We start from the raw sequence: 20,009 nt of genomic DNA on the forward strand, positions 1-20,009 counted from the left end.
CCCGTGTTTGACCAGTCCCATGGCTTGCGGTTTGATATTTATGAACGCATTCACCTTTCGGAAGAGCTTCCGGGAATAGCTGAGCTGGAGGAAGTCGAGCTGGTTCCCGACATCCAGGTAATCCAGCGGGAGGACCGGGCCGAGCTGCACGGCCAGCTGTTGCTCACCGGGCTCTACCGGGGGGAAGATGATCGCACACAGCGCCTGGAGCATGCGATTCCTGTTGAAATCACAGTTCCGCTGACCCGGGTCAGCTCACTTGATGACATAGGGGTGGAGATCGAGAATTTCGATATTGATCTGCTGACGATGCGAACAGTTAACATTACCGGTGTGCTCTCGCTGCGTGGAATCGGAAGTACAGATACACAGTCGGCCTGGCAGCAGGAGGAATACACGGTAGCGTATTCGCCGGAGGCTGCAGACAACAAGGTTAAGGCCGAAGACAAGTACCGAAGTCCGGAAAATGACGCCCTGTATGAGAATTCGCTCTGGACTTATGGCGAAGGCGAAGGTGCTGCAGAGAATTCTGCGGAAGAGCAGAACCTGGCTGACAAGGCCGAAGTCTCCGGCAATCCGCTATTTCCGGAAGGTGCTGTATATTCCCAGCCCGCTGCCCAGGCCTCCGCGCAACTGAAGGACAAGGAACCAAGAGTCAGGACACATAATCTGGATACGGCTGCCCCGGCCGGCAGCAAGCAGGCGGCTGAGCCTGTATCCAATCACTTCCTCACCTCCAGAGAGAAGACCGCAGAGGCAGCACCTGTGAATAAATCGCTCCAGGAAGACACTGCATTGCAGGCGGGTACTGCCGCCTTGAATACAGTGGACCATTGGGGCAATGCGAAGCTTCATGCCGTGCAGCAGCCGGAGCCCGTGCTCACCTCCGCTGCCAGCGACGCTGCGGCGCTGCTGGCGGGCAAGGAAGAGGGGGAAGCGGCTGAAGAGATCCAGGCTACGGACAATGAGGTCTTCCTATCCGCAGAGTCCGTGTCGTCCCCGGAGGAGAAGCAGGACCTCAAGGTTGCACTGGGCAGCAAAAAAGAACCTGGAGCTGCCGAGCAGGAGCCCTTAACCTTCTCTTCGCTGCTCAGCTCCAGCCGGGCTAACAAAGAGCAGGAGGATTTGAACTCGGAGGAAATAGCTTCCCAGGCAGCGGCGGCTCCAGAGGCGGGCAATGACACAGCGTGGAAAAGCCGGTTCATCGGCGGACTTGGCGGTACCGAGCTGTTCCGCAAGGTGCGGCTCTGCATTGTCCAGCGGGAGGAGACGCTGGATACCATTGCGGAGAAATACCAGCTAAGTACAAGGGAGCTCTCCATGTACAACCGGCTGTCCGGCCAGATTGTAGAAGAGGGACAGGTGTTATACATTCCCTAAGATAGAGAACGGTCCCCGCTTCATAGACGGGGGCCGTTTCTGTGTGAATAGGCGTTATCCTCAAGCCTGCCGCCAGTTACCGTCCCCCTCTTCGTTTGAAAACCCCTCCTGCCGGGTTAATAGTCACTACCGGCTCTACATACATGACACATTCAGGCAGCTATGCGCCCGGTATACCCCCTTCTGGAAGGATGAGATATCAGATGAAGAAAAAAGTGGCGGCCACAGCGGCCCTACTGGGCTTGACACTGACGGCCTCGGCCGGTGTCTATGCCGCGAGCAATCTGCAGGAGATCAAGGCGCTGCTCAATCATAAGCTCGGAATCGTCGTGAACGGTCAGGTCTATACGCCCAAAGACGGCAACGGCAAAACGCTTGCCCCGATTACCTACAACGGCACAACGTATCTGCCTGTCCGTTCCATCGGTGAAGCGCTGAACACCTCGGTTACTTACGATGCCAAGACCAGCCGGGTGATTATCGGCGATTCTGCTTCCTCCGGCGGTTCCTCCGGCACCCCCTCCACCGGGACGTCAGCGGAGACCGTGAAGCGTCCGAAGAGCCTGCCGGCGGACTTCCCGCTTCCGGCCGACGCGAAGATATTTGATCTGATCGAAGGATCGGCGACCGGCAAGCCGTCTGCGACATTCAGCTATTTGACGAAGCAGGGTCTGGAGCCGCTTGGCAACACTTACAAGGAGTATTTCGTGCAAAAAGGAGCTACGTCCAAATCGGAAGAAGTCTCCGCGTCCGCCTTCTCGATTATCGACGCCGGAAGCACATTTGCCGTTACGCTGGATGGTGCGCCGGGAACGGGCAGCAGCCAAGGCTACAATGTGGTTCACGTGATCTGGAGCGGGGAGTAGGCGATAGTCCGGCGGCTCCAAATCGTTCATTAGCGCAAGGAATGCTGTTAATGGCCTTCCTTTAGGGCGGTTTTTTGAAATGGGCGGTATAAGTCCAGCCGTTTGTGTATATGCTGGTTGACTAGGAATAATACTGAATGTATTATTGAACTAAGTAATAACTAGCATAAAGACTGGGAACGGGAAGAGTAGGCGGTCAGCCCTTCAGAGAGCGGAATTATAATTGGTGTGAATTTCCGCAGGATGCAGCCCCCGAAGTCGCCCCGGAGTTGCCCTTCTGAGCTTGTCTTCATGATGAAGACCGGTTAGGATGTGGCCGGACGCAGCCGTTATCTGCATAAGTGTCGCGCTAAGCTTTAAGGACCTGTAAGGGGACTTCAGGCAGGGTTTTATTTTTTATTGGCGCGAAACAAAGGTGGTACCGCGAAAGAATGGCCTTTCGTCCTTTGAGACGAAGGGCCTTTTTGTATTCAAATTTAAGCATGTACAGGTCTCACCCGTTAGTTCATCAACTCTAAATGGAGGGTTCACCATGGCTGATAACAACAATGCAGCAGCAGAACTGCCGAACCAGCAGAACGCCGCCGCGAATCACAAGCAGAGCGATATGCCGACTACATATGATCCGGGAGCGGCAGAGAAGAAATGGTATGCCTATTGGATGGAGAAGGGCTTCTTCGAAGCCGGCAAGCGGCCGGATGCAGAGCCTTACAGCATAGTGATTCCGCCGCCGAATGTAACAGGAATGCTTCATATCGGACACGCGCTGGATTTCACCCTTCAGGATGTACTGATCCGTACCAAACGGATGCAGGGATATGATACCCTGTGGCTGCCCGGAACGGACCATGCAGGGATCGCCACGCAGACCAAGGTTGAGCAGAAGCTGCGCCAGCAGGGAATCTCCCGCCATGATCTCGGACGCGAGAAGTTCCTGGAGCAGGTATGGGCCTGGAAGGATCAGTATGCCGAGACGATCCATGAGCAATGGGCCAAGATGGGCCTGTCCCTGGATTATTCCCGCGAACGGTTTACCTTTGACGAAGGCATGAAGAAGGCGGTCAGCAAGGTATTCGTAGAGCTGTATCAGAAGGGCCTGATCTATCGCGGCAAGCGGATTATTAACTGGGACCCGGCCGCCCGTACGGCTCTGTCGGACATCGAGGTTGAATATAAAGAAGTGAACGGACATCTGTACCATTTGCGTTATCCGCTTAAGGACGGCAGCGGCCACATCACGGTAGCTACCACCCGCCCCGAGACGATGCTGGGCGATACAGCGGTAGCGGTTCACCCTTCGGATGAGCGTTATAAGGATCTGATCGGCAAGACCCTGATCCTGCCCATAATCGGCCGGGAGATTCCGGTGATTGCAGATGAATATGTAGATAAGGACTTCGGCAGCGGTGCGGTTAAGATTACCCCGGCCCATGATCCGAACGACTTTGAGATGGGAGTCCGCCATAACCTTCCGCAGATCAATGTGATGGATGGAGGCGGAATAATGAATGAGGAGGCTGGTTCTTACCAGGGCATGGACCGCAGCGACTGCCGTAAGGCCATCGTAGCCGACCTCAAAGAGCAGGGCGTGCTGATCTCCATTGAGGATCACGTACATCAGGTAGGACACAGTGAGCGTTCCGGCGCTGTAGTAGAGCCTTATCTGTCTACCCAGTGGTTCGTCAAAATGCAGCCGCTCGCCGAAGCAGCGATCGCCGCACAGAAGGATGGAGACGGTGTTACCTTCGTGCCGGACCGCTTCGAGAAGACGTATCTGAACTGGGTTGAGAATGTCCGCGACTGGTGTATTTCCCGCCAGTTGTGGTGGGGCCACCGTATCCCGGCCTGGTACTCCGAATCTACCGGGGAGATCGTAGTTGCCCATGATGAAGAGGAAGCGCGCAGAATCAGCGGGCTGTCTGATCTGAAGCAGGATGAGGATGTTCTAGATACCTGGTTCAGCTCCAACCTCTGGCCGTTCGCTACACTGGGCTGGCCTGACGGGGACAGCAGTGACTATCAGCGTTATTATCCGAACAACGTACTGGTTACCGGTTACGATATTATCTACTTCTGGGTGGCCCGCATGATCTTCTCCGCCATGGAGTTCACGGGGCAGAAGCCATTCTCCGATGTGCTGATGCACGGACTTGTACGCGATGCCGAAGGACGCAAGATGTCCAAATCCCTCGGCAACGGCATTGATCCGCTGGAGGTTATCGAGCAGTATGGCGCAGACGCCATGCGCTATATGATTACTACCGGCAGCACAGCGGGCCAGGATCTGCGGTTCCGTATGGAAAAGGTAGAGCAGGCGCGAAATTTTGCCAACAAGATCTGGAATGCCTCACGCTTTGCCCTGATGAACCTGGAAGGCGTAGCTTTCGAAGATATTGACATTACAGGGGAGCTTAGTACGGCCGACCACTGGATTTTGCACCGCCTGAACGAAACTTCCCGCGATATTACGCGTCTAATTGACTCGTACGAGTTCGGTGAGACCGGCCGCCTGCTCTACAACTTCATCTGGGATGATCTGTGCGACTGGTATATTGAATTCGCTAAGCTCTCGCTGTATGGAACGGACGCGGCAGCCAAGGCCAAGACGCAGTCTGTTCTGGCTTACGTGCTGGACCGCACACTGCGCCTGATTCATCCGTTCATGCCGTTCATTACGGAGGAGATCTGGCAGCATCTGCCGCATCAGGGTGACACGATCACACTGGCCGAGTGGCCGAAGTATGATGCAGCGCTGGAGAATCCGCAGTCGGTGTCAGAGATGAACCTGCTGATGGACATTATCCGGGCGGTTCGCAACATCCGTGCGGAAGTGAACGTGCCGATGAGCAAGAAGGTAGAACTGATCATCAAGGCCGGCAGCCAGGATACGCTGGACATTATTTCCCGCAACGAACATTATATCGGGCGCTTCTGCAACACTTCTTCCTTCGAAGCGGGACTTGCGCCGCAGACGCCGGATAAAGTGATGTCCGCCGTGGTTACCGGAGCTGAACTGCTCCTGCCGCTGTCTGGACTGATTGATATTGATCAGGAGATTGCCCGTCTGGAAAAAGAAGTTCAGACACTGAACAGCGAAGTTGAACGTGTGGAGAAAAAGCTCGGCAATCAGGGCTTTGTTGCCAAAGCGCCGGCTAAAGTCATCGAAGAGGAACGGGCGAAGCAGGCGGATTATTCCGACAGACGCGATAAAGTGCTGGCCCGTATTGCAGAGCTGAGGGGATAAAGGACATGGAAGAGATCATCCGGGGCGGCAGTGCCGCCCCCTTAAGTTCTTATACAGAAGCGGTAGACTGGATCAACAGTCTGATTCCTTTCGGAATCCGGCCGGGTCTGGAGCGGATTCAGCTCCTGATGGAGAAGCTGGGCCATCCGCACCGCAAGCTTAAGTTCATTCACGTGGCAGGGACGAACGGCAAGGGATCAACCTGCGCTTTTTTGACCTCCGTACTGATTCAGAGCGGCTATTCGGTGGGTACCTTTACTTCTCCCTATATCACGAAGTTCACCAACCGCTTCCAGTACAACGGGACCGATATTCCCGAAGAGACGCTGCTTGCGCTTGCCAATCAGCTGCGTCCGCTGGTTCAAGAGATCGCGGGCAGCGAGCTGGGTTCACCGACCATGTTCGAGGTGGCTACGGCGCTGGCGATTCTCTATTTCGGCGAAGTCTGTTATCCTGATGTAGTCGTATGGGAGACAGGGCTTGGGGGAAGGCTGGATGTAACGAACATCGTTACTCCGATTGTGTCTATCATTACTAATGTCGGACATGATCATACCGATGTGCTGGGAGATACGCTGGAGCTGATCGCCGGGGAGAAGGCAGGAATTATTAAGCCGGGTGTTCCTGCAGTCAGCTGTGTGAGCCAGCCGGAAGCTGTGGCTGTACTGAAAGCCAGAGCCGCAGCTACCCGTTCCACTCTCTATCTGGCGGGAGAAGATTTCAGCTATAGTAAGGGTGAGCTCAAGGACGGCTTCCAGCATTTCACCTTCAAAGGACCTTTCCGCGGGCTTGAGCTGGATATTGCCATGAAAGGCGAACACCAGCTGGAGAATGCGGCGGGGGCGATGATGGCGCTTGAGGTGCTGCGGCAGTATATGGCCTTCATGCTGGAGGACGAGGATGTGCTGGAGGGATTCCGCGGCACCTTCTGGGCCGGAAGGCTGGAGGAAGTGAGTACTTCGCCCCGGATTATTCTGGACGGAGCGCATAATCCCGAAGGAGCGGAGAGCCTGGCGAAGAGTATTCCGCAGTTCCAGCCTTACGGCCAATTAAATTTGCTCATGGGGATGCTGGCAAATAAGCATCACGAGTCGTATCTTAAGCATATACTGCCTATAGTGGATACGCTCATCCTGACCGAACCGGATTTCCGTAAGAAAATGGACGCGGAAGATCTGCAGGCTATTGCAGAGAGTCTGCGGAATAAGTATGCCAAGGACAACTTGGAAATTATAGTAGAACGTAATTGGGGCCAGGCGCTGCAGAAGCTGCAGACGATCACAGCGGACGATGACCTTGCGGTTGTGTCCGGTACGCTGTATTTGATTTCTGATGTGCGCAGTACGCTTTTACGGCAACCCGATTCTGAAAAAGGCTGGTGACGAACTGTTGGATACTACTGAACGTGTGCATTTTATAGGGATCGGCGGCTATGGCATGAGCGCGATTGCCCGGGTGATGCTGGAGATGGGATATACAGTTACAGGCTCTGACGTAGCTGCACAAGAGTTAACGGAGAAATTAATTGCCAAGGGTGCCAAGGTCTTCATCGGGCATACGGCGGAACAGGTAAAAGGCGCAGATCTGGTCGTCTATTCTACGGCGCTTGCAGCAGACAATGTGGAGTGGGTGGAAGCGGAGCGGCTGAAGATTCCGATTCTGCACCGTTCGCAGATGCTCGCGCGGCTGCTGAATCAGCGGAAGGGGGTTGCTGTTGCCGGAGCGCACGGCAAGACTACCACCTCCTCTATGATCGCTTTGGTCATGGAAGACTGCGGAGTGGACCCTACGTATATTATCGGCGGAGAGATCATGAATGTCGGTACGAACGCCAAGGCAGGACAAGGGGAGTTCGTGGTTGCAGAGGCGGATGAGAGTGATGGCTCCTTCCTGCAATATCATCCTTGGCTTGGGATTGTAACGAACATTGAGGCTGACCATCTGGAGAATTACAGCGGCGACTTCGGCAAGCTGAAGGATGCTTATGTTCAGTTCATGAACCAGCTCCGTGAGGACGGTACCGCTATTGTGTGCGCAGACGATGAGAATGTGAAGTCTCTGCTGCCCAAGGTAACAGGCACGGTCATTACCTATGGGATTCATTCAGAGACGGCAGATTACACGGCGACCGATATTGTGCTGGGAGACCGCCAGGTGTCCTACACGATGAACCACGGTACTGAAGTGCTGGGCCGTATTGAGCTGTCTATTCCGGGTCAATACAATCTGTACAATTCGATGGCTGCGGTGATTTCCTGTCTGAAATCAGGCATTGCCTTTGAGGCCATTGCTGCTGCGATCGTGAAATTCCACGGTGCCAAACGGCGTTTCCAGGTGCTGGGAGAGGTTGACGAGATTCTCGTCATTGATGATTATGCACATCATCCAACAGAGATTCAGGCTACCATCAGTGCCGCCAAGGCAACCGGCAAACGGATTATTGCCGTGTTCCAGCCGCAGCGCTACACGCGTACCTTCTTCCTGCTGGATGCGTTCAGCCGCGCGTTCAGCGAAGCGGACGAAGTGATTATTACCGATATCTACTCTCCTGCGGGAGAGAAGCAGATTGAGGGAGTCACTTCCGCCAAGCTGGTGGAGCTGATTGTACAGAACAGCAATGCCGGAGCAAGACATCTGCCGACGAAGGAAGATGTGCTGGCTGACCTGCAGAACCGCATTGCTCCTGGTGATCTGGTAATCACCATGGGTGCGGGTGATATCTGGAAGGTTGGTTATGCTCTGGCAGACAACCTGAAGAACCGGTAAGATGGCTTGACAAGAACGGCTTTTATCCCTTGATGAAGAGGGATGAAAGCCGTTTTTTTGCTATAGACAGGTCTCAACCTGCATTTAGGGTAATAGAGGCTAGAAGCCTTGGACGGTTCGGGGCCTATAGATCAATGTATGGAGAGTAGGAGAAGAAGACATGAGGGACAAATTGCTATTTATATCTGCAGAGAATCCCTATCCGCAGGATAGCGGAGGCAAGCTGAGAACCGGCAACATTCTGAACATTGTACTCACCAAATATGATGTGGATCTGCTGACCTTTCCCAGTTCCCGGAAGGAACAGACGCAGGAAGCACTGCCGTCCCTTACTGTGCATGAAGTGGAGCGTACCATCAATTACCGCAGAGCGATCCTCCGCTCCTTGTACAAATGGCGGAATTGCTCTTATATGAGCCATGTGGATGTGGATATGAAGGAGAAGATTACCGAGCTGTGCAGCCGGCATGCCTACAGCCATGTTTTTATATCGCATAGTCTGCTCGGCTGCTGTATTGACATTGTACGGCGCACCCTGCCTGATTCTCTAATCATTACAGATGCGCATAATTTTGAGAGCGGCTTGTCAGCGCAGCTTGCAAGCAGGAAGAGGGGGATCGCCAAGGTCTTGTATTCCCTGAATGCAGGGTGGACGCGCAGAGACGAGCGTAAGCTGATGGACAAGACCACTCTGCTGCTGGCTACCTCGGAAGAAGATGCCATGGCATTCAAGGCACTGTCGGCAAGCCAGTCACACAAGGTCCATGTCATTCCTAACTTCATACGCCTGAATGAATACCGGGCAAAGACTGTTCTCCCCAAAGAACGGTGGATTATTCTTCCGGGTAATATGAACTACTTCCCTAACATTAACGCAGCACTCTACTTCTACCGCCATGTATATCCACTGGTTAAGGCCAAAGTTCCGGACATCAAGTGGTATATAGTCGGGCGGGATGTGCATCCGGATGTAGCTGCTCTGGCATTGCAGGATTCCTCCATCGTCATCACCGGGTATGTGGACAGTGTGGCGGATTATATACGCAAGGCGCAGGTGGTGATTGCTCCACTGCAGGAGGGCAGCGGAACACGCCTGAAAATCCTGGAGGCCTGGGCGCTGAAGACACCGGTGGTGTCCAGCTCCAAGGGGGCGGAAGGTCTGCTCTACGAGCATTCCGGGAATATTATGATTGCCAATGATCACGTTACTTTTGCCGATAGTGTGACTTTGCTGCTTCAGGATCATGCAAGGGGCGTGGGGCTTGCGGACCGTGCTTATGAGACTTTGCTGGCAAATTATGAGGCGGAAAAAGTCAAAGACAAGCTGCTGAGTCTGGTCTGAAGGGATGCTGAAGACGAGAAAATTATTTTTCCCCATAAATCGACAGCCTTCTGTGCGGGAATGCGTTACTATTGATCTACATCGAAAGTTTCATATTCTGGGGCTGGATGACATCCAGCCTCTTTACTTCGTACACATTAATACACATTTACATAGAACCAAGGAGCTATAGCCATGAGAGAGAGAATGCTGTTCCTTTCCGCCCGGAGTCATTCCCCGGAAGATACGGAAGGATACATAAGAACAAAGAATTTTCTTGATATTTTGCTGGAGCGGTTTGATATTGATCTGCTGGAGTATAGCCACCTCCGCCGTGAGACACCGGTTCTGCGCAATCCTGCCCTTACGGTACATCAGGTGAAGCAGCCTGCGGCTGCCCGGAGAAGCCTGCTGTTCCGGCTCAAGAGACCCCGTTCCGAAGTAGCGGTAACCGGCAACGGCAAGTCGCTGCGGGCGGCTATCACCGAGATGTGCCGCCTGCATTCCTACAGCCATGTGTTTGTTACGCACGGCATGCCAGGGAATAGTCTGAACCTGATATCCTCTTTGCTCCCCGAAGCGGTCATCGTTGCCGATGTCCGACGCTTCGGGAGCCGGCAGGCACAGAGCCGTGCGGCTGCCGGACATGGGATCAGCAAAGGCTATTATAAGCTGAATGCCGCACTAATCCGCCGGGAAGTGCGGAGATTAATGACTAAGACCAGTCTGCTGCTGACTGCTACAGAAGGAGAGGCGTTGTCCTTCAAGGCGGTATCCTTTGCTGATGCGGGCAAGGTGCATGTGGTTCCGCCCTACATTGATCTGGATGAGCTGCCTTACTGTGCCAACGGGCATATATTCAAGGATAACTCCATCGTTCTTCACTGGGATATGGATTCCACTCACGGCAAGAATGCAGCCCTGCTGTTCTTCAGGAAGGTATACCCGCTTATCCAAGCGGAGGTGCCGGACTTCCGTTGCTATATTATCAGCGGGAAGGTGCATCCTGAGGTTGCGGCTGCGGCACAGAAGGATTCTTCTATTGTAATTACCGGCACCGGTGAAGCTGAGCAGTCAGCCGGCTATATCCGCCGCGCCCGGGCTGTGGTTGTGTCATTATCCGAGGGCTGCGGCAGCCAGGTTAAGATTCTGGAAGCCTGGGCTCTCCGGACGCCGGTAGTCAGCAGCTTGAACGGCTCGGAAGAATTAATCTGTGAGCCGGGGCGGAATATACTGCTGGCAGGGACACCGGCTGCCTTCGCCGATCATCTGGTAAGGCTGTTGACAATGCCTGAGCTTGGCTCCATTATTGCGGATCAGGCCTACCGGACGCTAAGCGAGCATTATGCCGCAGACGGGGTCAAGGCGAAGGTGCTGAATCTGGTGTAAATATATCAAAATAGCATATCCCTCTCACCTCTTTCATATATTTCAGTATAGAACTGAAGATAGCGAGGTGTGGGTATTGAATAACGGAAGAATGACGTTCCGGTTTGACGGGGACAAGGGCGGAAGACGGGCAGAAACGGCAGAACTCCGGGCCGTCCGGGAAACGGGCAGTGTCCGGGAGGACAAGGATACAGTCAAGATGCAGCGCGGGGAGCCCAGGAATTCCCCGTATTCGCGGACAGATGAATATATTGTGGATCTGAAGCAGGTGGAGCTTCCTGAAGAAGTTTATGATACGGGGCAGTATTCCATTATCCAACCTGTCCCTGTAAGGAATCTATGGGACCCGGAAGAAGAACACTACCCGCTGTTAGAAGATCACCCTGAGGCAACCGTGGACGGTTACGGACAGTACGGGAACCGCTATGGCGGCTCTTATCATACCCGCCGTCCCTCGTATTGGTGGAAGTTCGCCCTGTCCATTGCAGGCGCGCTTGGAACAGGGCTCCTGCTCGGATACGCCGCCCTGTCCTTCATAGGCGGTGGGACTGCGGGTACCGGGAAGGACACCGGCAATGCGGCGGTTAAGACAGGAATCGTTCAGGGCCAGAATGCCGTGAACGAAGATACGGGAACAGACATCACCGGCGTGCCTGCCCCGGAGACCGGGGCAGCGGTGACGGCGCAGATTCCGGTTCAGGTGGCGGCAGCCAGCTATTATCTGCTGCAGTACGGCGTCTTCAGCACACCGGCAGGTGCGGAGCAAGCCCGGCAGGAGCTGCTGACCGCTGGTCTTGCCGCTGGTCTTGACCCTGCAGACGGTAACCGGGTGTACGCCGGGATGTCGCCTGACCGTGAACAGGCCAAGCTGCTCAGCAACAGCCTGAAGGCTCAGGGAATCGAGCTGTACGTGAGAGAGCTGGCTCTGCCTGCTGTCAACCGGGTCAGCTATACCGGAACGGCGGAAGCCGTGGACGGCTATTTCACAGTCAGCAGCCAGTTGTTAAGCGAGCTTAGCAGCTTGTCTGCTTCGCTGTTAAGCGGGGCTGCGGGCGGAACCGGCAATGCAGCGGTAAGCGATCTCCATATGCAGTGGACCCAGGCGGTGAAGGCGCTTGAGCCGGGACTGACCCCGGAAGGGCGGAGTGCCGCGACCGGGCTGGAGCAATCCATGAGCCGGGGAATAGCGGCGCTGAACGAGTACAGTAAGAGTAAGGCAGAGGGACTGCTCTGGGAAGTACAGGAGGCGATGATGAGCTTCCTGACCGGCCAAAGAAACCTGCTGTCCACCATGAGCTGACAGCTTGAGCAGAGTCCCCATAGAATCGTAAGAAATATCCCCCGCACCCGGCATTCTGCTGGCGGGGGATTGTTGTGTTAACGTGGTAAACATTTCCTGAATGGATTTAGCGTTTGTATTGAACCCCGTTTCACCGTATAATAATTAGGGTGTCAAAAAATGGCGAGGGAAGACTTGAATGAAGAAGAAAAATGTAGGAACACTGCTGTTATTTCTTATTCTGGGCTGGCTGGCCGGAGCCTGGATTGCCAAGCTGCTGGAACCTGTACAAGCTCTGTCTTTTCTTACAGCCTCGACTGTTCTTAAGTGGTCGCCGCAAGCCGATCTGGACATCATAACTTATGACATCACAATCCATTTGAAATTGTGCCTGCTCAGTCTTGCCGGGATCATTACAGCCGTATGGCTGTACCGCAGGCTGTAGCCTTAGCCGCCGGCATCAGGAAGGGACGTTTATTACAGTGGAGCATCACAACACGCGGCACATTATTCTGGCCTCGGGTTCACCGCGGCGGCGTGAGCTGCTTGCGTCGCTTGGCTTACCTTTTGAGGTGCTGGTCAGCGATGCTGATGAGAGTACGCCGCCGGAATGGACACCTGAAGCTATTGTGCGGAATCTGGCCTTACGCAAGGCAGAGGCAGTAATCCCATCAGCCGGAGACCGGAATGCCGTTATTGTCGGCAGCGACACGATTGTTGTAATTGACGGCATGGTGCTCGGCAAGCCGGTCGATGAGCAGGACAGCGCAAGGATGCTGAACCTGCTGCAGGGCCGGACACATCAGGTATATACCGGGGTGGCTTGCATCGGTCTCGCAGAGGGACGTACCCTGGTAGATCACAGGATGACCTCTGTAACTATGAGAGCAATGAGCGAAGATGAAATCTCCGCCTACATAGCGACCGGGGAGCCTGCCGACAAAGCCGGCTCTTATGCGATACAAGGACTGGGTGCCACCCTGGTGGAAGAGATTGCAGGCTGTTATTTTAACGTGGTCGGTCTGCCGTTGTCACTGCTTGGCAGCATGTTGTCCGGGTTCGGCATTTCGGTGCTGAACCGTTAGGGATAGCAGAGGAAAGAGGGTTAGGGATGGAGTCGCAAACATTTATGCTGCGTGACCTCCCCCATGAAGAACGACCACGAGAGCGCATGATGCACTATGGGGCGGAATCACTAAGTCAGGCGGAGCTGCTGGCTATTCTGCTGCGCACAGGTGCGCAGAGTGAATCAGCTATTCATATCGCCCAGCGGCTGCTGGGAATGACAGGCGGGCTCCGCGGACTGGCGGACCTGAGCATTGAAGAATTGACAACAATCAAAGGCATCGGCCCTGCCAAGGCCGTGCAACTGAAAGCAGGCATTGAGCTGGGAAGACGCATGGCGAATTCCCGGCTTACAGAACCGGTGATTATCCGCAGTCCCCAGGACGCGGCGGAGATCCTGACCGAGCAGTTACGTTACTTGCAGAAGGAACATTTCATTTGCCTGTTCCTGAATACGAAGAATCATGTTATTGCGCAGGAAACATTGTCCATGGGCAGCCTTAACGCCTCCATTGTGCATCCCCGCGAGGTGTTCCGGGCAGCCATGAAATGCAGCAGCGCAGCTATTATATGCGCACATAATCATCCGAGCGGTGATCCGACGCCCAGCCCCGAAGATATCTCCCTGACCTCCAGGCTGATGCAGGCAGGCGAAATTGTCGGTATCGATGTACTGGATCATCTGGTCATCGGAGACGGCAGCTATGTAAGTTTGAAACAAAAAGGATACATGTAATACAATTGTCTAGATCCACAAGGAAAAGGAGCATACAAGATGTTAGGTGGTTTTACGAAAGATTTGGGAATTGACTTGGGGACAGCGAATACGCTCGTCTACGTGCGCGGTAAAGGAATAGTTGTGAGAGAGCCTTCCGTGGTAGCCATTAATACTGATACTAAGACGATCGAAGCAGTAGGGGAATCCGCCAAAAAGATGATCGGACGTACACCAGGCAACATTCGTGCCATCCGTCCGATGAAGGACGGGGTCATTGCCGATTTCGATACTACGGCAACCATGATTAAATATTTCATCCGTCAGGCACAGAAGCAGCGCTCGATGTTCCAGCGCCATCCGAATGTCATGGTCTGTGTGCCATCCGGAATTACGGCCGTGGAACAGCGTGCCGTTGAAGATGCAACGAAGCAGGCCGGAGCGCGGGAAGCCTACATTATTGAAGAGCCTTTTGCTGCTGCCATTGGGGCAGATCTTCCGGTATGGGAGCCAACGGGAAGCATGGTTGTGGATATCGGCGGTGGAACGACCGAGGTCGCTGTAATCTCGCTCGGCGGTATTGTTACCAGCCGTTCCGTACGTGTGGCAGGCGATGATGCGGATGAATCGATCATCCAGTACATCAAGCGCCAGTATAACCTCATGATCGGGGAACGCACATCCGAGCAGCTGAAGATGGATGTCGGTTCTGCCCTGCCGCTAGAGAAAGCAGAGACGATGGAGATCCGCGGACGCGACCTGGTAACCGGTCTGCCGAAGACGCTGACCATCACCTCTGATGAGATTTGTGAAGCGCTGGCGGATACCGTGAATGCGATTGTTGAAGCCGTGAAGGTCACGCTGGAGAAATGTCCGCCGGAGCTTGCTGCGGATATTATGGACCGCGGTATTGTGCTTACGGGCGGCGGCGCGCTTTTACGTAACCTGGACAAGCTGCTGGCGCGCGAGACCGGAATGCCGGTGATCGTGGCCGAGAATCCGCTGGATTGTGTAGCAATCGGCACAGGCAAGGCGCTGGAGAATATTCACCTGTTCAAGAGCCGCAGTGGTTCGGGCCTCCGCTCCAAGCGCTAGGATCATTCTGACTTTGAACGTCTACCCCTGATGTGGGAGAAATACGGTTATTAGAGGGTGCTCGAGATTGTTTAAGCTGTTTAACAATAAACGTCTGTTTATATTGCTGATCACACTGGTTGCGTTTATCGTTCTGATGGGCTTCAGTCTGGGGCAAAGGAAAACCTTGTCCTGGCCGGAGAACTTCGTCAGGGATACGACCGGCTTCGTGCAGAAATTGTTCTACAAGCCCGCTGGATATATAGCGGGCTTGTTCGAAGATATCGGGAATCTGCATGATCTGGCTGAAGAGAACAAGCGGCTTAAGATTCTGGCTGCACAATATGCTCGGGATGCGGCGCAGTTAAATTTTATCAAGGCTGAGAATGAAGGTTATAAAAAAGATCTTAAGTTCACCAAGGCACAGGCAAATCTCTATAACTATGAGTATCATATTGCCAACGTGGTCAGTGTGACGACAGAGCCAAGCAACAATACGCTCGTCATTGACCTTGGTGCCAAGGATGGCATCAGGCTGAATATGTCGGTAACTTCCATTGATGGACTTGTTGGAGTCATAAGCAATGTGAGTAATTTCACCTCTACCGTGAAGCTGATGACGATGCTCGATATTTATGATCCCAACTCCCAGCCGCCGATAGCGGGAACGGTGTTTAACAAGGAAGACAAGACCTTTGGGATGATCGAGCGTTATGACCAGCAGACCGGAAGGCTGATCATGAACAAAATTCCTGTAGGAGATCCGATTGCCAAGGATGATATCATCATCTCTAAGGGTACCGGTGGTGTGTATCCGCGCGGGATGACCATCGGTACGGTTGAAGAGGTGAAAAAAGGGGAGTACGGGCTGACTTCCACTGCAATTATCAAGCCGGCGGCTGGATTCCAGGACTGGAAGGAACTCTTCGTTGTCTTTACGGAGGAGCGTGTAGAATAGTGAAGATGCGCAGGCCCGTCCTGATACTGCTGTTATTCCTTTTATTTATTCTGGAAGGCACCATTCTTCCCTGGCTGATTCCTGACGTCTGGGAGATGCGGATGATTCCTAATCTCGTATTCATCGTTATTCTTTTCGTAACGGTATATCATCACCGGCATACTGCACTTATTATGGGTTTATGCTTCGGGATGCTGCATGATGTGGTATTCTATGGCCGCATTCTGGGGGCACATTCCTTCGCGATGGGGTTGTCCGCCTACCTGATTGGTCTGATCTTCCAGATTCCCCGTGCTCCGCTGCCGCTGATGATGACAGTGGTGCTGCTGGGCAGCCTGCTGGAGGATAGTATGCTTTTTGGCATATTCAAAGTTTTTAATCTGAGCCAGGAGCCTTACAACTGGGCGCTTTTGCATCATATGCTGCCAACTATGCTGTTTCATTTTGCTGCCGGCTTGCTCCTCTACATTCCGCTCCGGCGCCAGCTGGAGTTGCTTGGGAAAGAGACCCGCGATGAGGAAGCTGCGTAAGCCGCCGCTGGATTTTCCTCGCTTCCAAAGAAGGATTTTGCCCGGCCCGGCACGAATGAATGAGGATAGGGGGACAGGCATATGACAGTTAAATCCAAGCATGTAAGGATCAAGGGCATCAAGGATGGCCTGGTATTCCTGTTAGACGATAAGTGTCCCTTTGAAGATCTCTTAAGCGAGCTTCGCTATAAGCTGGAGCACAGCCATCAAAATATTCTGACCGGACCGATTGTGCATGTGGATATTAAGCTGGGCAACCGTGCTGTTACTGAAGAAGATAAAGAAGCGGTACTGGAGATTCTCAAGAGCCAGGGCAATCTGCTGATTCGTTCGGTTGAAGCTATCGAAGATCCTGAAGAGAAGGATACGGAAGCCTTGTTCATGATGAGCGGAATGCTCCGCTCCGGCCAGGTGCTGCATCATGAGGGCAATCTGCTGTTCCTCGGCGATGTGAATCCGGGAGGAACCATCACCTGTTCAGGGGATATCTATATTCTTGGAGCGCTCAAAGGGATGGCACACGCCGGAATCAACGGCAATCAAGAGGCGATTATTGCCGCTTCCCTGCTGTCACCTACCCAGCTGCGGATTGCTGACATTATCAGCAGGCCTCCGGATGAGTGGGGGACCCGGGAGAGCAGCATGGAGTTTGCTTATCTGTCTGGCGGTGCTATGCAAATTGACAAAATTCATAATATAGTCAAATTACGTCAGGATTTAAATGTGTTTAAAGGGGTGTAGCCTCCATGGGAGAAGCGATTGTCGTAACCTCGGGCAAAGGCGGAGTTGGCAAAACAACCACAACAGCCAACATTGGGACCGCACTTGCATTGCAGGGCAAAAAAGTATGTCTCGTTGATACGGACATTGGACTGCGGAATCTGGATGTGGTCATGGGGCTGGAGAACCGGATTATTTATGACCTGGTCGATGTGGCGGAAGGCCGCTGCCGTCTGAATCAGGCGCTGGTCAAGGACAAGCGCTTTGATGAGCTGTACATGCTGCCCGCAGCACAGACCAAAGACAAGACCTCGGTTACACCGGAGCAGGTCAAGGATATTATCCTTGAGCTTAAGAAGGAGTATGAATACGTTCTGATTGATTGTCCGGCCGGAATTGAGCACGGCTTCCGCAATGCGATTGCCGGTGCCGACAAGGCGATTGTGGTCACAACCCCGGAGCATGCTGCGGTGCGCGACGCGGACCGGATTATCGGCCTGCTGGAGCAGTCGCATGTGGAATCTCCCAAGCTGGTGGTTAACCGGATCCGCCCGGGACTGGTGAAGTCCGGGGATATGCTGGATATCGAAGATATTCTGCAGGTGCTCAATATCGATCTGATCGGAATTGTGCCGGATGATGAACTGGTTATCAAGGCAGCGAACAACGGGGAGCCTACCGTTATGAACCCCGATTCTTCTGCAGCGATTGCTTACCGTAATATCGCCCGGCGTATCCTTGGCGACGCGGTGCCGCTGATGCAGCTTGACCAGAAGCCGGGAGCTTTTAAGAAGCTTAAGAAATTTTTTGGAATGGGCTGAATCCCGGCCAGGCACTTATATATGGCAATCTTCCGTCAGAAGCCCGCTGCTGAGAAATCTCCAGCGGGTTTTTTGTGTTCCCGGGAACTTCGTCAGGGCTTGTTCTAAAGCAGCTTCCGCCGTTCATAAAATGGAAGTAAAACAAGCCCGCCGGAGGGATCGATATGGAATACCCGAGAGAGATCAAGAACCGCCGCAAGAAACGCATACAGATGCTGCTGGACGATCAGGCGGAGACCGGAGCAGGACCAGAGCTGTTCCGGCTGCCGGACAGCCCTCCTTCATTCAGGGAATGGGGGACAGATGACAGGAATGAATTTGCTTCTTCCCCTGAGCCTGATCCCGAAGTCATGTGGAAGCGGCAACGTGCCAGGTGGGAGGATGACGACGGGGAAGGGCCGCGGCCGGGGTTTGGCGGAGGCCTTCTGCGGCGGACGGTAGCAAGTGTCCTTGTCTTTGGAGCGGTATGGGGCATCTTTGCAGTTCAGGAGCCATGGGCCGTGAAGTCGCAGTATTTCATTACGGACGTTCTCAGCCATGATATGGATTTCGCAGCTGTGCAGGTATGGTACGAGGAGCATTTCAACGGAGCACCTTCCTTCATTCCTATCTTCGGAGACGAGGAGGTACCGGCCGAGAAGGTATCAGCCCCTCATGAGCTTAGTGCGCCGCTTGCAGGAAGCGTTGTGCGTCCCTTCACTACAACCCTCAAGGGAATTGAGATTATCCCGGCAGACGATTCAAGCCCCAGTGTCACGGTGAAAAGTGTAGATACGGGCCGGGTACTGTCTGTCTCCAAAGAAGTCCGGGGCGGCATCCGCATCACGGTACGCCACACGGGCGATATAACGGCAGAATACGGTCATTTGAGCGGGACCCGGCTGGCAGTGGATGATTGGGTGCAGAGCGGAGATGAGGTAGGCTGGATTCAGGGGACGGAGGATGCGCAGATCCCTTTGCTTTTTTTAGCGATTATGAAAGACAAGACTTATATTGATCCCGCTGAAGTGGTATCGTTTGATTAGGATCCTGGGTATTGAGCTGTCGCTGCATCCGCTCTTCGTGCTGATACTCATGTTCTCTGTACTCACCGGACAGTTCCTTGAACTGCTTACCTTATTCCTGATCGTATTCATCCATGAACTTGGACATGTCTGTGCGGCGCTGCTTACCGGAGTTACCGTCAAATCCGTTCAATTGCTGCCGTTCGGCGGTGTTGCGGTGATCGAAGACCATGGCCGGCTTACTGCCGGGCGTGAAATCGGAATTGCCCTGGCAGGGCCGCTGCAGAACGGGATTATGATTCTGATGGCGCTGGCCCTCAAGCAGGCAGAGTATGGAAGCATAGCTTATCTGGATTATTTCATTGGAGCCAATGCCATGATTGCGCTGTTCAATCTGCTGCCGGTACTTCCGCTGGACGGAGGCAAAATCCTTCAGGCAGCCCTTAGTCTGCTGCTCCCGTATTATTACACCCTGCTGTGGACCGGACGGGTCAGTATTGCCGCCAGCCTGCTGGTGATTGTCTTCGCACTGCTTCCGCTTGGGGCTGGCGGGGGACTCCGGCTCAACCTGCTGATGATCGGGGCATTTCTGCTCTATTCCAATTCCACGGACCAGCGCAACCTGCCCTACCGGTTTGTTGCTTTTTTGATGAACCGTGAAGTGATCTATGAGCGGTATCTGCTGGCAGAGAGCATTGCCCGTCCAATAGTTGCCTTCTCTGCGAAACCTTTGGACGATATAGTGCGTCTATTTAAACGTAACCATTATCATTATATCTATGTAATGAACAAGGACAGGAATATTGTAGCCGTTGTACCGGAGCAGCGTCTGATTGCTTCTTACTTCGGAATGTGAAGCTAGATTGATTCAAACCAG

At 53.7% G+C, this 20,009-nt stretch carries 18 protein-coding genes and 1 other annotated feature; all 18 genes read left to right on the forward strand.

The features are described from left to right. Positions 1-3: 3 nt before the first annotated feature. The 18 genes from HQN87_RS11440 (at position 4) to HQN87_RS11525 (ending at position 19,988) form a co-directional block, all read left to right on the forward strand. Positions 4-1,380 (forward strand): LysM peptidoglycan-binding domain-containing protein, encoded by a 1,377-nt coding sequence (locus HQN87_RS11440; protein ID WP_173132411.1) that lies wholly within the window; start codon positions 4-6, stop codon positions 1,378-1,380. Positions 1,381-1,583: 203 nt separating this feature from the next. Further along, positions 1,584-2,246, forward strand: coding sequence for a stalk domain-containing protein (locus tag HQN87_RS11445; RefSeq protein ID WP_173132414.1), 663 nt, complete (start codon positions 1,584-1,586; stop codon positions 2,244-2,246). Between the two features lie 166 nt (positions 2,247-2,412). Then, positions 2,413-2,696: a binding site (T-box leader), on the forward strand. Between the two features lie 157 nt (positions 2,697-2,853). Next, on the forward strand, positions 2,854-5,490 hold the full coding sequence (locus HQN87_RS11450; RefSeq protein ID WP_254075461.1) for a valine--tRNA ligase: 2,637 nt from the start codon (positions 2,854-2,856) through the stop codon (positions 5,488-5,490). A gap of 5 nt (positions 5,491-5,495) precedes the next feature. After that, positions 5,496-6,872, forward strand: coding sequence for a bifunctional folylpolyglutamate synthase/dihydrofolate synthase (locus tag HQN87_RS11455; RefSeq protein WP_173132435.1), 1,377 nt, complete (start codon positions 5,496-5,498; stop codon positions 6,870-6,872). 7 nt (positions 6,873-6,879) lie between these two features. Next, entirely contained in the window at positions 6,880-8,256 is a 1,377-nt protein-coding gene (gene murC, locus HQN87_RS11460) for a UDP-N-acetylmuramate--L-alanine ligase (protein WP_173132438.1), read from the forward strand. 160 nt (positions 8,257-8,416) lie between these two features. Further along, positions 8,417-9,598, forward strand: coding sequence for a glycosyltransferase family 4 protein (locus HQN87_RS11465; protein ID WP_173132441.1), 1,182 nt, complete (start codon positions 8,417-8,419; stop codon positions 9,596-9,598). 174 nt (positions 9,599-9,772) lie between these two features. Further along, complete coding sequence (locus tag HQN87_RS11470) at positions 9,773-10,966, forward strand: glycosyltransferase (RefSeq protein ID WP_173132444.1); 1,194 nt, start codon at positions 9,773-9,775, stop codon at positions 10,964-10,966. 91 nt (positions 10,967-11,057) lie between these two features. Continuing rightward, on the forward strand, positions 11,058-12,266 hold the full coding sequence (locus HQN87_RS11475) for an SPOR domain-containing protein (RefSeq protein ID WP_216857240.1): 1,209 nt from the start codon (positions 11,058-11,060) through the stop codon (positions 12,264-12,266). 178 nt (positions 12,267-12,444) lie between these two features. Continuing rightward, complete coding sequence (locus tag HQN87_RS11480) at positions 12,445-12,690, forward strand: DUF4321 domain-containing protein (protein WP_036698966.1); 246 nt, start codon at positions 12,445-12,447, stop codon at positions 12,688-12,690. 37 nt (positions 12,691-12,727) lie between these two features. Continuing rightward, the gene (locus HQN87_RS11485) at positions 12,728-13,330 is read left to right on the forward strand and encodes a Maf family protein (RefSeq protein ID WP_173132451.1); all 603 of its coding nucleotides are present in this window, start codon (positions 12,728-12,730) and stop codon (positions 13,328-13,330) included. A 26-nt stretch (positions 13,331-13,356) separates the two neighbouring features. Next, positions 13,357-14,046 carry a RadC family protein gene (gene radC / locus HQN87_RS11490; RefSeq protein ID WP_173132454.1) on the forward strand — a complete coding sequence of 230 codons (690 nt, stop codon included), beginning with the start codon at positions 13,357-13,359 and terminating at the stop codon, positions 14,044-14,046. A gap of 39 nt (positions 14,047-14,085) precedes the next feature. After that, complete coding sequence (locus tag HQN87_RS11495) at positions 14,086-15,120, forward strand: rod shape-determining protein (RefSeq protein ID WP_173132458.1); 1,035 nt, start codon at positions 14,086-14,088, stop codon at positions 15,118-15,120. A 67-nt stretch (positions 15,121-15,187) separates the two neighbouring features. Beyond that, positions 15,188-16,057, forward strand: a complete 870-nt coding sequence (gene mreC, locus HQN87_RS11500) for a rod shape-determining protein MreC (RefSeq protein ID WP_173132461.1) — start codon at positions 15,188-15,190, stop codon at positions 16,055-16,057. Next, entirely contained in the window at positions 16,057-16,587 is a 531-nt protein-coding gene (gene mreD, locus HQN87_RS11505) for a rod shape-determining protein MreD (RefSeq protein ID WP_173132464.1), read from the forward strand. The genes mreC and mreD overlap by 1 nt, the downstream gene beginning before the upstream one ends. Positions 16,588-16,668: 81 nt before the next feature. Next, positions 16,669-17,328: a septum site-determining protein MinC gene (gene minC, locus HQN87_RS11510; protein ID WP_173132467.1), complete on the forward strand. Its 660-nt coding sequence runs from the start codon at positions 16,669-16,671 to the stop codon at positions 17,326-17,328. Positions 17,329-17,333: 5 nt separating this feature from the next. Next, the gene (gene minD, locus HQN87_RS11515; protein ID WP_173132470.1) at positions 17,334-18,128 is read left to right on the forward strand and encodes a septum site-determining protein MinD; all 795 of its coding nucleotides are present in this window, start codon (positions 17,334-17,336) and stop codon (positions 18,126-18,128) included. A 164-nt stretch (positions 18,129-18,292) separates the two neighbouring features. Continuing rightward, entirely contained in the window at positions 18,293-19,153 is an 861-nt protein-coding gene (locus HQN87_RS11520) for a M23 family metallopeptidase (RefSeq protein WP_173132473.1), read from the forward strand. Continuing rightward, complete coding sequence (locus HQN87_RS11525) at positions 19,146-19,988, forward strand: site-2 protease family protein (protein ID WP_173132476.1); 843 nt, start codon at positions 19,146-19,148, stop codon at positions 19,986-19,988. Before HQN87_RS11520 ends, HQN87_RS11525 begins: the two co-directional genes overlap by 8 nt. Positions 19,989-20,009: the final 21 nt, after the last annotated feature.

The organism is Paenibacillus tritici, assembly GCF_013204885.1.
GTDB lineage: Bacteria > Bacillota > Bacilli > Paenibacillales > Paenibacillaceae > Paenibacillus_AQ > Paenibacillus_AQ tritici.